Origin of the sequence: Novosphingobium soli (assembly GCF_042432915.1) — a bacterium.
GTDB classification, from domain to species: Bacteria; Pseudomonadota; Alphaproteobacteria; order Sphingomonadales; family Sphingomonadaceae; genus Novosphingobium; species Novosphingobium soli.
This window is the reverse complement of the sequence record NZ_JBHLWK010000010.1, coordinates 466,240-478,672: the sequence shown is the minus strand read 5'-3', so window position 1 is coordinate 478,672 and position 12,433 is coordinate 466,240. Positions and strand designations below refer to the sequence as shown.

Genomic DNA, 12,433 nt, shown 5'->3' with positions numbered 1-12,433 from the left:
CCCAGCCGAAGGATAAGCCGCAAAGCGAACGCGCTTGCGAAGGCTGGGCCCCGGCTCTCGCCGGGATGACGAAAAGGGGGAGAGGTGCGCCGGGCGCACCGGGGAAAAAGGCGGAAAATGACCTATCGTGTTGGCATCGACATCGGCGGCACCTTCACCGACTTCGCCCTCCTGAAGGGGGAGGAGGTGATCCTCCACAAGAACCTCTCCACGCCGGAGGATCGTTCGCTCGGGGTCATGGAAGGCCTCGGCAAACTGGCCGAGAAGGAGGGCCTGTCGCTGCGCGAGTTCCTTGGCCGGTGCGATGCCATCGTCCACGGCACCACGGTTGCCGACAACACCCTGATCGAGATGAACGGCGCTCTCACCGGGCTCGTCACCACCGAGGGGTTCCGGGACGAGATCGAGTATCGGCGCGGCTACAAGGAAGACATCTGGGACGTCCGGCTCGAGCCCCCCAAGCAGATCACGCCGCGCCGCCGACGCCTGACCGTGCCCGAGCGCGTGCTGCACGACGGGACGGTCCACAAGGCGCTCGACGAAGACGCGCTGCGCGAGGCCTGTCGCAAGCTGCGGCTCCAGAATGTCGAGGCCGTGGCGATCAGCTTCCTGTTCTCGTTCGTCAACCCGGAGCACGAGCGCCGGGCCAAGGAGATCGTCCGCCAGGAGATCCAGAACGCCTACGTCTGCGCCAGCCACGAGGTCCTGCCCCGCGCCCCCGAATACGACCGTACGTCGACGACAATCGTCAACGCCTACGTCGGCCCGCGCGTCACCGGATACCTCGAGAAGCTGGTGCAGCGGCTGGTGGAGGGCGGCTACGCCAACCAGCTCATGGTCATGCAGGCCTCGGGCGGTGTCATGACCAAGGAGTACATCGACGGCGCGCCGATTCGCGTGCTCGCCTCCGGCCCCGCGGGCGGCGTGATCGGCTCGGCGCACTGCGGCACGGCCAAGGGCTGCCCCAACCTCCTGTGCGTCGACATGGGCGGCACCAGCTACGACATGTCGCTGGTGGTCGATGGACAGGCACCGGCCGAAGCCGGGTGGAACATGCATCACCGCTATCTCGTCGGCGTGCCGATGGTGAAGGTGGAGACGCTGGGTGCGGGCGGCGGCTCGATCGTCCACGTCAACGCCGGAGCGCTGGAGGTCGGCCCGCGTTCGGCCGGGTCCGAGCCGGGCCCGATCTGCTACGGCCGCGGCGGCACCGAGCCGACCGTCACCGACGCGCTCGTGATGCTCGGCATCCTCTCCACCGACGAAGGTTTCGCGGGCGGCAGCTTCACGCTTTCTCGGCGCGGAGTGGAGGACGCGTTCCAGCGGCTCGCCGACGAGATGGGCCATGGCGAGGCGGAGCAGGCCGCGTTCGACACCTGGCGCGTGGTCAACGCCAACATGAGCCAGGGCGTGCGCCGCACGACGGCGGGCAAGGGCATCGATCCCAAGGACCTGGTCATGCTCGCCTATGGCGGCAACGGCCCCGCCTTCGCCGCGATCCAGGCCGAAGACCTGGGCATCGCCCGCGTGCTGGTGCCCAAGGCCTCGCCGACCTTCTCCGCCCTGGGCACCCTGGTCGCCAATCCCACCATCGACGAGGAGCGCTCGTACATCGCCTCGGCTGGCGCGCTCGACGTCGAGCGTATCCGCGAGCTCTGGACCCAGCTCTCCGAGCGGGCGCTTCGCTATTTCACGGCCGCGGGCTTCGCCGCCGAGGACATCCGGGCGAACTACCAGCTCAACATGCGCTACCCGGGCCAGAACTTCTCGTTGTCGTTCGACTTCGAGGCGGATGCGCCGCTCGGGCCGCCCGGCTTCATCGGCGGCGACTTCGCCGATCGCGCCATCGCCCTGTTCAACGCCCGCCACATGGCCGAATACGCGCATATCCGCGAGCACGAGGTCCCGGAGATCTCGGGCGTGCGCCTTGCCGCCCATGTCGAGACCCCCGGCCCCCTCGCCGCGGGCGGGTTCAGCCCCTCCGGAATCGCCCCTGCCCCCGCCAAGCACCGCCGGGCAAATCTGGGCCAGGGCTTCGCACCGGTTCCCGTGTTCCTCGGCGGTGACCTGGCGCCCGGCATGGAAGTGCCCAGTCCGGCGATCATCGAGGAAACCTTCACAACCATCGTCGTCTATCCCGGCTGGAAGGCCCAGGTGGACGCTGCGGGAGACTATCAGCTCGTCCGCAGCTAGCCTCGTCAGGGCCTCTCGGAAAGCCGCGACGGCCCTGACGCTATCCCCAGCATCGCAACCGCGCAGCCCTTTCGTGCGTCTCGTCCTTACGGTACGATTCCCACCGGAGCCGACCTGATTGGGGCCAGAGTTGAAGACCTTGAGCCGGTTCACCGAACGCCTGCCGCTGCTGCCCGGCAAGCCGCTCGTCCAATATGCCGTGACAGTCGTCCTGTGCCTTGTCGCGCTCTGGCTGCGCTGGGAGCTCGACGGCGCCTTTCCGCCGGGGTACCCCTTCCTCACCTTCTTCCCGGCGGTGATCCTGAGCTCGTTCCTGTTCGGCCCCCGCCCCGGGCTTGTGGCGGCCGTCCTCTGCGGGCTCTTCGCCTGGTACGTCTTCATTCCACCCCGCCTGTCCTTCGCGGTGGACGGCGGGACGATCACCGCCATGATGTTCTACACCGGTGTCGTCGCCGTCGACATCGGCCTCGTCCACCTGATGCAGGCCGCCAATGCCCGGCTGCTCCTCGCCCGCGAGGAAGTGCGCGCCTTGGCCGAGGAGCGCGGACAGCTCGTCGAACGTTCCGAGCTGCTCTTCCAGGAGATGCAGCATCGCGTCGGCAACAACCTTCAGATGGTCGGCGCCGTGCTCTCGCTGCAGATGCGCAACCTGACGGAGCCGACCGCCCGCCGCGCGCTCTCCGATGCCGCGGCACGGCTTCAGGTGATCGGCAACATCCAGCGCCAGCTTTACAGGCAGGACGGCCAACTGGTGCCGCTCGACAGCTTCCTCACGGAAGTCTGCGCCAAGATGATGGCTTCCAGCGCCCGACCCGGGATCACATGCAAGGTCGATGCGCAGCCGGACATCGTCCTGCGTCCCGACAGCGCCGTCCCGGTCGCGCTGATCGTGACCGAAGCGATCGCCAATGCCCTGGAACACGGCTTTCGCGACCGCGAGTCCGGCTCGATTTCGGTCCGCGTCGCGAGCGAGGACGGTGCCGTGTTCCTCTGCGTCGAGGACGACGGCGCAGGGCTTCCTCCCGGATTCGACGCGGCCCGGGCGGAGAGCATCGGCCTGCGCATCTCGCGCGTGCTCAGCCGGCAGCTGGAGGCCGAAATGGCGCTGGAGAACGGCGCCCGCGGCGCCTGCATGACGCTGCGCCTGCCTTCCTGGCGCCTGGCCGATTCGCACTGAGCGGCGCTCCTGTGGCGGTGCGCGGCCCCTGCCGCGCACGCCCGAATGGACCATTGCCGCGGATATCGCGCCGAATGGAACATCGCCGGCACCGGTGCTAACTTGAGATTCAGCACGGCAGGCCTACATTGGCAGGCGAAAGGACGGTTTCCCGCAAAATGAACGACGACCAGCCTAACGGCAATCCCTGGGTCAAGAGCCTGCTCGTTTGGGGGGGCATCTTCCTTGCCCTCCTAATGGTGGTATCGATGTTCGGTACGCGCTCCACGGCCGGCCCGGCGATCCCCTATTCGGAATTTCGCGGCAAGGTCGCCGAAGGCAGCGTTGCGTCGGTCGAGATCGCGGAGAACCGCATCGACGGGAAGCTCAAGAACGGAGACAGCTTCACGACCGTTCCTGTGCCCGGCGACACGTCGCTGGCGCAGCTGCTGCAGGACAACCAGGTCAAGTATTCGGGCAAGGAAGCCGAACAGGGCAGCCTGCTCTTCTACATCCTCGCCCAGACCCTGCCGTTCCTGCTGATCGTCGGCATCGCGTTCTTCGCTCTGCGCCAGGTCCAGAAAGGCGGCGGCTCCGGTGCCATGGGCTTCGGCAAGTCCAAGGCCAAGCTCCTGACGGAGCGCTCCGGGCGCGTGACGTTCGACGACGTCGCGGGCATCGACGAGGCGCGCGAGGAGCTGGAGGAGATCGTCGAGTTCCTGCGCGATCCCAGCCGCTTCTCCAAGCTCGGCGGCCAGATCCCGAAGGGTGCGCTGCTGGTCGGCTCGCCCGGCACCGGCAAGACCCTGCTCGCCCGCGCCATCGCGGGTGAGGCGGGCGTGCCGTTCTTCACTATCTCGGGTTCTGACTTCGTCGAGATGTTCGTCGGCGTCGGCGCCAGCCGCGTGCGCGACATGTTCGAGCAGGCGAAGAAGAACGCACCGTGCATCGTCTTCATCGACGAGATCGACGCCGTCGGCCGCCATCGTGGCCACGGCCTCGGCAACTCGAACGACGAGCGCGAGCAGACGCTCAACCAGCTGCTGGTCGAGATGGACGGCTTCGAGGCGAACGAGGGCATCATCATCATCGCGGCGACCAACCGCCCCGACGTGCTCGACCCCGCGCTGCTGCGTCCCGGCCGCTTCGACCGCCAGGTCGTGGTGCCGGTGCCCGACATCGACGGCCGCGAGAAGATCCTGGCCGTTCACATGAAGAAGGTGCCGCTGGCGCCGGACGTGAACCCGCGCGTGATCGCGCGCGGCACCCCCGGCTTCTCGGGCGCGGACCTCGCCAACCTCGTGAACGAGGCGGCCCTGCTCGCCGCGCGTCGCAACAAGCGCCTCGTCGCGATGCAGGAGTTCGAGGACGCCAAGGACAAGGTCATGATGGGCGCGGAGCGGCGCTCCATGGTGATGACCGAGGACGAGAAGAAGATGACCGCCTACCACGAGGCCGGTCACGCGATCGTCAGCCTCAACGAGGCCGCGTCGGACCCGATCCACAAGGCGACCATCATCCCCCGCGGCCGCGCCCTGGGCATGGTGATGCGCCTGCCCGAGCGTGACAGCTACTCGTATCACCGCGACAAGATGCTGGCGAACCTCTCGGTCGCGATGGGCGGCCGCGTGGCGGAGGAGATCATCTTCGGCCACGACAAGGTCTCGTCGGGTGCCTCGTCCGACATCCAGTACGCGACCAGCCTGGCACGTTCGATGGTCACCAAGTGGGGCATGTCCGACAAGCTGGGACCGCTCCAGTACGAGGAAGCCCAGGAAGGCTACCTCGGCATGGGCGGCTCGCACCGCACGATGGGTTCGGACGAGACCAATCGCCTGATCGACAGCGAGATCCGCCTCCTGGTCGACAACGCCCACGCTCGCGCGACGCAGATCCTGCAGGACCAGAACGAAGCGCTGCACACGCTGGCGCAGGCCATGCTGGAGTACGAGACGCTCTCGGGCGACGAGATCAAGCAACTGCTCGAGACGGGCACGCTCGATCGGCCCAGCACGCCGCGCGGCCCTTCCACCCCGCGGCCGCTGTCGGGCTCCGCAATCCCGAAGTCGGGCAAGCGCTTCTCCGGCGGTGCCGCCCCGCAGGGCGCCTGACAGGGCCAACGCTCTCCGCAAGGAGAATGCAGGAGGGGGCGCCAGGGAGGACCTGGCGCCCCCTTTGCATGGTCCCTCCCCGCGTTGACAGATCGGGGCGGGGAGGGGCGGGACAGCCGCAGCTCAGAAGCTGGTCTGCGCCATGATCATCAGGAAGAACATCAGAAGTGCCGTCCCCGCGAAGAGGATGAGCAGCGCGCTCCGGAACAGCGCGGAGACCCGGCCCAGTCCGTAGGCGCCGCGAAGCTGGCGGTACATGTGGATCGGCGGCAGGAAGACCAGCCAGCCGACGAGCCCCCCAGCCCCCACGGCCCCTCCGATCATCGCAACGACCAGGAGCAGCGTCATGAAGCACAGCGAATAGGTGACGAACACCGTGTGATCGTAGAGGTGGAAGCGCCGGCTGAAGGGGAACAGCAGCCACAGGAATGGCACCGATATCGGGATGAGCGCCCAGCTGTACTTGTACGCATAAGTCTGGAGCTTGTACGTCGCGAGGTCCGGGTTTGCGTTGAATTTGCGGATGGCCCGGTCGATCTGCGGGAAATCGCTGGTGACCTTGCCCGGCGAAGCCCCGTCCGTTCCCTTGCCGATGTTCGCATCGAGATCCCGCAGCGTGTCCAGCGTGTCCTGCCGGCTCTCGATCTCGTCCTCCAGCGCTTCGGAGCTCCGGCCGCTCGCGCGGGCTTGCGCCTGCTTGCCGCGGAGGTCCGCGATCTCCCGCTCCAGCCGGGCGATGTTCTGCTCCAGCCCTTGCACGTTGGCGGCGTGCCCTTCCTCGTCGTGGCTCTCCGTCGCGTGGAACACGGCGAACATCAGGAACACGCCGAACAGGAACAGCGCGATTGGCGAGACATAGCTCGCGCGCCGACCATCGACATATTCGCGGGTGAGCTGCCCCGGCCGCCACGCGAGCAGCGGCAGCGTGCGCCACACCTTCCCCTCGAAGTGGAAGACCCCGTGGAGCAGGTCGTGGAAGAACGCACCCAGCGTGCGATGGACATGCGCGGCCTGGCCGCAGGCATGGCAGTGCGACCCGACGAGAGCCGTGCCGCAGTTGAGGCACGAGGTCTCGTGCGTGTGCCCCTCCCCGCCGCTCGACTGCATCGGTTCCGCAGCCAGCGCCGCAGCACCGCCCTGGCCCAATTCCGCAAGGCTCTCGCCCAATCCGTTCATCTGCGCCCCCCATCTGGCGCAGCGACAGTATGTCGGGAAGCGGAGCCGCGCAATCGGCGCGCTATCCGGACCGTCGCAGTCGGCCTCAGCCCCCCTGCCCCAGCTTCCTTTCGATGGCGTCCCAGAGCCGTGCAAAAGCCTGTGCGGCGGGGCTCTGCGGAGCCAGCGCTCCCACCGGCTGGCGGTGCACGGCGCCCTGCTCCACCACGCTGGCGTAGGGCACGGCGGGCCAGCTGGGATTGGCCTCGTAGGCCTGCTTGTGAAGGGCCCGGCGCATGTCCAGCATCGAGAGCACCGGCAGGATCGGCGGATGCCGCTTCGTGTTCCCCGCAATCTCGCGCACGACGAGGTCGAAGGCGCGGGACGACAGCGGCGACGGCGGCAGCGGCACGATGACGAGATCGGCGGCCCGGACCACCTGGGCGGACAGCTCGTTCATGACCGGGGGGCAATCCAGTATGATGCGGGCGTAGTCGCCTGCCAGCTCCTCGGTCAGCCGGGCCAGCCGCCTGCGCTTGCCGATCCGGGCGAGCTGCGCGTCCAGGGCGCGGATGGATTCGTCGGCCGGCAGGATGCTCAGGCTTTCGAAGGCGGTGCGTTGGATCAGCCGCGACGCGGGCCGCTCGCGCGCGAAGACCTCCTCCGCCAGCCGCGACTCCTGCGGTTCCAGTCCATAGAGGAAGGCCGATCCGCCCGCGGCGTCGAGATCCCACAGGAGCGTTTCGTAGCCATCGCGGCAGGCCGCGCACCAGGCGAGGTTGGCAGCGAAGGTCGTCTTCCCGACCCCGCCCTTCACGCTGTAGACGGCGATGGTGGCGCTGGCCCGACCTGCGGAAGAGGCCCGAGCCGCATGCGAACCGGACGCAACAGGGGGACCAGCCCTTCTGGGCGGTCCCCCGGTCAATCCGATGATGCGAGGTAGTTTAGACTTCGCGGCCACCTGCTGATCGTCGACTGCCGCACCGCGACAGTCAACGAAAAGAATCAGCCGTCGTAGTCGCCACCCAGCGAGGTGTTGCGCGTCGGCGCCGAGGCGGTGATCCGCAGGGCCTCGGCCGACTGGCTGAGCGAACCGATCTCGTCCATCTCGTCGTCGTCGTCGGGCAGGACGCGCTGCATCGAGGAGACCAGCGTCTCCTTGAGGATCGACGGCGTCACCGTCTGCTCGGCGATCTCGCGCAGCGCGACGACGGGGTTCTTGTCGCGATCCCGGTCGATGGTGAGCTCGGCGCCGCCCGAAATCTCCCGCGCGCGCTGGGCGGCGAGCAGGACGAGGTCGAAGCGGTTGGGGATCTTGTCGACGCAGTCTTCGACAGTAACGCGCGCCATGGGCACTCCCGGAAAGAATCTATGGGATCGGAAAGGGCGGCAGATAGGCCTGAGGCCGGGAGAAGTCAAGGAAATGGGGGCGTGCCCGCCGGTAGCTTCGACGGGCTCGGCCGGAGCGGATCGATGGATCGACGCCAGCCTCCGCTCACCCCGGCTTCATCCTCAGCCCCGCGCAAACGCCAGGGCCAGCCTGGCCAGCTCCGGAAACGCCTCCGCGCGCTCCCGTGCCTGCGCGTTCGAGGCGGTGCCGCGGATCACGCGGCCCTTGATCCCATGGAAGATCGCGGCGAGGCGGAAGAAGTTGAATGCCATGTAGTAGCGATAATCGGGCAGGCCCTCGCGCCCGGTCCGCCGGCAGTAGGCCGCGACGTAGTCCGCTTCGGTCGGGATGCCGAGGGCGACGATGTCCACCCCGCCCAGTCCCGCCACGATGTGCGGCGGCATGTGGTACATCATCGCGTGGTAGGCGAAGTCCGCCAGCGGGTGGCCCAGCGTCGAGAGCTCCCAGTCGAGCACCGCCAGAACGCGCGGCTCGGTGGGGTGGAAGATCATGTTGTCGATGCGGAAATCGCCATGGATGACGCTGGAGGCGCCGTCGTCCTGCGGCATGTTCGCCACGAGCCAGGCGATCACCGCGTCCATGTCGGCATTGCGGCCCGCCGCCTCGTCCTCGAAGTACTGCTTCGACCAGCGGCCGACCTGCCGCGCGAAGTAATTGCCCGGCCTGCCGTAGTCGGCCAACCCGATCGCCTCGGGATCGAAGCCGTGGAGCTGGGCGATGGTGGCGTTCATCGCGTCGAAGATCGCGGCGCGTTCCTCGTGGGACACGCCGGGCACGGTGGCATCCCAGAAGATGCGGCCCTCGACCATTTCCATGACGTAGAACCACGTCCCGATGACGCCGTCGTCCTCGCAAAGCCCATGGACCTTGGCGACCGGGAAGCCGGCGCCGTGGAGCGCCGAGAGCACCCGGGCCTCGCGCTCCACCGCATGCGCGCCCTTGAGCAATTGGCCCGGCGGCTTGCGGCGCAGCACGTAGCTGCGCGAGGGTGTCACCAGCTTGTAGGTCGGGTTGGACTGCCCACCCCTGAACTGCTCGACGGTAAGCGGCCCGGCGAAGTCCTCGACATGCGCTTCCATCCAGCAGACAAGCGCCGCCTCGTCGAAGGCGTAACCCTCGCGGACGGCGGTGGTGCCGGAGTTGGCGTCTGCAACCTCCGTCATGCCGGCTCGGATTCCTTCACCGCCAGCGCTTCCTGCGCCTTGCGCCAATCGCGGCGGATCTTCTTGGCAAGGCTCCACTTGTGGACTTCGGTGGGGCCGTCGTAGATGCGAAAGGCGCGGATCTCGCGGAACACCTGCTCGACGATCGTGCGCTCGGTCACGCCGATCCCGCCCAGCACCTGCACGCAGTTGTCGGCGATCTTCATCAGCGCTTCCGACACCGAGACCTTGGCCATCGAGCTCTCGACCGTGCCGAGCGAGCCGGAATCGAGCACGCCCGCGCACCAGTCGATCATCAGCTCGCATTGCTTGATGAGGATCTGATTCTCCGCGAGCATGAAGCCCACGCCCTCATGCTCGATGAGCTGCTTGCCGAAGGCCATGCGGCGGCAGGCATAGTCGGACGCGATCTCCTGCGCACGGATGCAGGCGCCCAGCCAGCGCATGCAGTGCGAGAGGCGTGCAGGGCTCAGGCGCACTTGCGCGTACTTGAAGCCTTCCCCCGGCGCGCCGAGCATCTGCCCGGCCGGAACGCGCAAGTTGTCGATCGTCAGCGTGGCGTGGCCACCGGGCATCGAGGTGTCGATGGTGTTGGGCACCTCGTCGATGCGGATCGCCGGGTCGGGCAGGTCGACGAGGAACATGCAGGCGCCGCCCTTGGTGTCCTCTTCGTCCGACGCGGCCATGACGATGCCCACCATCGCGCCCTGCGCCCCGGTAATGAAGGTCTTGCGCCCGTTGATGACCCACTGGTTGCCGTCCTTGCGGCAGGTGGTCTTCATCATCGAAGGGTCGGACCCAGCGCCGCCCCATTCGGCAGGCTCGGTCATGAAGAAGGCGGAGCGGCCCTTGCCCTCAACCAGCGGCTTCAGGAACCGGTCCTTGAGTTCGGGCGAGCCGACATGGCCGATGAGGTACATGTTGCCCTCGTCCGGCGCCATGGTGTTGCAGGCGAGCGGCCCCAGCGGCGAGAGGCCCGACCGGATGAGCACCACAGCCGTCTCACGCTGCGTCAGGTGCGATCCGTCCGGTCGGATGTGCGGGGTGAGCACACCGGCCTCGCGGGCGAGTGCGCGCATTTCCATCACCAGTTCGTCCGTCGGTGCGCCGTGGTGGTCGCGCCGCGGATCCTTCTCGTAGGGGACGATCCTGTCGCGTACGAAGGCCTCGACCTTATCGGCCATGTCCTGTGCGTGCTGGGAGATCTCGGTCATTACTGCAGCACCCTGATCGGATCGGTGCCGTCCCAGTCGCGGGCGGCATCCTTCATCATCTGGAACAGGCCTTCGCTGCCCGTCAACGGCTGGAGGTACTCGATGACATGGCCCGGGCCCTGGCCGGGATCGACGTAGATCACCTCGCCATCCGCACCCACCTTGCCCTCGACGATGATCGTCGCGCCCGCTTCGGCGCAGGCGGCGCGGGCCTCCGCGATCGACTCGACGAAGACACAGACGTGGTGCAGCCGGTCGCGCACCGCGTATTCGCCCGCATAGAGCGAAGGCGCGTCGCTGTCGGTCTTGATGAGTTCGATCTGGATGTCGCCCCAGTAGCCGATCGCCATGGTGAAGGTGGCATCGGTGGGCTCGCCCTTGTACTTCATCTCGTCGAGCCGGACGTCGTTCAGGACGAAGAACGGGCCGACGCCGACGGTCTCGATCCAGTACTTCATAGTGGCGTCGAAATCGGTCGGGAAATAGGCGAGCTGGATCACCTCGCCCAGCCGCTTGAGCGGGCCGGGCCTGGCGATGGCGGTCGTGGTGGCCTCTCCGGTCATTGTCTGGTTTCCTTTCAGGCGAAGAGGCCTTGCGGCGCCTCGATCAGGCCCTTGAGCGTCTGCAGGAACTGCGCGCCCGCCGCCCCGTCGATCGCGCGGTGGTCGACCGACAAGGTGAAGGACATGCGCGTCTCGAAAGCCATGCCTCCACCGGCAGCCTCGACCGGCTGGCGAAGCGCGGCTCCGACAGCAAGGATCGCACCCTGCGGCGGGTTGATGATGGCATCGAAGTTCTCGATCCCGAACATGCCGAGGTTGGAGACCGAGAAGGTGCCGCCCTCCATGTCCTCCATCGACAGGCCCTTGCCCTGCGCCTTGTCGATGAGGCGGCGGGTTTCCGCCGCAACCTGGTCGATGCGCATGAGGTTCGCCTGGCGCACCACCGGAGTGACGAGGCCCTTCGGGCCGGCCACTGCGATCGAGACGTCCGCGTGCGGGAAGCGGTGGATCTCCGATCCGTGGACCTGCACGTTGACCTCGGGGTGCCGGACCAGCGCCATCGCGCTCGCCTTGACGATCCAGTCGTTGACCGAGGCCTTGCAGCCCAGCACCACGTTGACGGTCTTGCGCATTTCCAACAGTGCGTCGGCGCTGGCCGACATGCGCAGGTAGAAGTGCGGTATCTCCTGCTTGGCCTGCGTCAGCCGCTGGGCGACGACCTTTCGGATCCGGTCGAAGGGCACGATCTCGGGCCGGTTCTCGCCGGCGACGAAGGCGGGAGTACCGGGACCTGCCGCGGCGGCGGCGGGCTTGGGTACCAGCGCCAGCACGTCCGCCTTGGAGATGCGGCCGCGTGGACCGGTACCCTCCAGCCCCTGCAGGGACAGGCCGTTCAATGCGGCCAGGCGCCGGGCAAGCGGGGAGGCGAAGATCTTCAGATCCTCCACCCCGACCGACAGTGTCCCCCGGGGAGCGGCGGTGGACGGGCCGCGCAAGGCCTTCACCACATCCTGGTGCGTGATGCGCCCGCCTCGCCCCGATCCTTCGATGACGGCGACGTCGACGCCTTCCTCTTCCGCCAGGCGCAGCGCCTCCGGGCTGATCGGCCGGTTGGTCTCGATACGGGTGCGAGGCTTGCCGGAGGGCGCCGGAGCACTCTCGGCGTCGTCCTGCGCGGCCGCCTTGGCCTTTTCCGCGCCCTTGGCGATGCCCCCCTCCGCCGGCTTGAAGGCGGTGACGAAAGCGTCGATCTCCGCGTCGGAGTGATGGCCCTCGTCGAACACCGCCAGGAGCGCGCCGACGGGTTGGGCCTCGCCGCCGCCGGCCACGACGATGCGGCGTACGGTCGCGTCGTACTCGGCCTCGACCTCGTTGGTGATCTTGGCGGTCTCGATCAGGCACAGCGTCTGGCCGCGCTTGAAGGACTCGCCCTCTTTGACCATCCAGTCGGCAATGGTGCCTTCGGTCATCTCGATGCCCCACTTGGGCATGGTGAATGCGCGGATGCGGCTCATGTCAGCGCTCCCC

10 protein-coding genes are annotated in these 12,433 nt (G+C 67.7%); 3 read left to right on the top strand and 7 right to left on the bottom strand.

Annotated elements, in window-relative coordinates; translation table 11 throughout:
* Nucleotides 1-117: 117 nt before the first annotated feature.
* The 3 genes from ACFFJC_RS08795 (at nucleotide 118) to ftsH (ending at nucleotide 5,460) form a co-directional block, all read left to right on the top strand.
* A complete protein-coding gene (locus tag ACFFJC_RS08795) occupies nucleotides 118-2,193 on the top strand; it encodes a hydantoinase/oxoprolinase family protein (RefSeq protein ID WP_379487116.1) in 2,076 nt (691 codons plus the stop codon).
* A 139-nt stretch (nucleotides 2,194-2,332) separates the two neighbouring features.
* On the top strand, nucleotides 2,333-3,370 hold the full coding sequence (locus ACFFJC_RS08790) for a sensor histidine kinase (RefSeq protein ID WP_379487115.1): 1,038 nt from the start codon (nucleotides 2,333-2,335) through the stop codon (nucleotides 3,368-3,370).
* 158 nt (nucleotides 3,371-3,528) lie between these two features.
* Complete coding sequence (ftsH, locus tag ACFFJC_RS08785) at nucleotides 3,529-5,460, top strand: ATP-dependent zinc metalloprotease FtsH (RefSeq protein WP_379487114.1); 1,932 nt, start codon at nucleotides 3,529-3,531, stop codon at nucleotides 5,458-5,460.
* 123 nt (nucleotides 5,461-5,583) lie between these two features.
* Here ftsH and ACFFJC_RS08780 read toward each other — a convergent pair whose 3' ends face one another.
* The 7 genes from ACFFJC_RS08780 to ACFFJC_RS08750 form a co-directional block, all read right to left on the bottom strand.
* Nucleotides 5,584-6,636 (bottom strand): DUF3667 domain-containing protein, encoded by a 1,053-nt coding sequence (locus tag ACFFJC_RS08780; RefSeq protein WP_379487113.1) that lies wholly within the window; start codon nucleotides 6,634-6,636, stop codon nucleotides 5,584-5,586.
* 85 nt (nucleotides 6,637-6,721) lie between these two features.
* Nucleotides 6,722-7,447 carry a ParA family protein gene (locus tag ACFFJC_RS08775; RefSeq protein WP_379487215.1) on the bottom strand — a complete coding sequence of 242 codons (726 nt, stop codon included), beginning with the start codon at nucleotides 7,445-7,447 and terminating at the stop codon, nucleotides 6,722-6,724.
* 173 nt (nucleotides 7,448-7,620) lie between these two features.
* Nucleotides 7,621-7,965 carry a DNA-directed RNA polymerase subunit omega gene (gene rpoZ / locus ACFFJC_RS08770; protein WP_379487112.1) on the bottom strand — a complete coding sequence of 115 codons (345 nt, stop codon included), beginning with the start codon at nucleotides 7,963-7,965 and terminating at the stop codon, nucleotides 7,621-7,623.
* A gap of 162 nt (nucleotides 7,966-8,127) precedes the next feature.
* Nucleotides 8,128-9,189 carry a phosphotransferase gene (locus tag ACFFJC_RS08765; protein WP_379487111.1) on the bottom strand — a complete coding sequence of 354 codons (1,062 nt, stop codon included), beginning with the start codon at nucleotides 9,187-9,189 and terminating at the stop codon, nucleotides 8,128-8,130.
* Entirely contained in the window at nucleotides 9,186-10,403 is a 1,218-nt protein-coding gene (locus tag ACFFJC_RS08760; protein WP_379487110.1) for an acyl-CoA dehydrogenase family protein, read from the bottom strand. The genes ACFFJC_RS08765 and ACFFJC_RS08760 overlap by 4 nt, the downstream gene beginning before the upstream one ends.
* Nucleotides 10,403-10,966 (bottom strand): VOC family protein, encoded by a 564-nt coding sequence (locus ACFFJC_RS08755; RefSeq protein ID WP_379487109.1) that lies wholly within the window; start codon nucleotides 10,964-10,966, stop codon nucleotides 10,403-10,405. Before ACFFJC_RS08755 ends, ACFFJC_RS08760 begins: the two co-directional genes overlap by 1 nt.
* 14 nt (nucleotides 10,967-10,980) lie before the next feature.
* The gene (locus tag ACFFJC_RS08750; RefSeq protein ID WP_379487108.1) at nucleotides 10,981-12,420 is read right to left on the bottom strand and encodes a 2-oxo acid dehydrogenase subunit E2; all 1,440 of its coding nucleotides are present in this window, start codon (nucleotides 12,418-12,420) and stop codon (nucleotides 10,981-10,983) included.
* Between the last annotated feature and the right edge of the window lie 13 nt (nucleotides 12,421-12,433).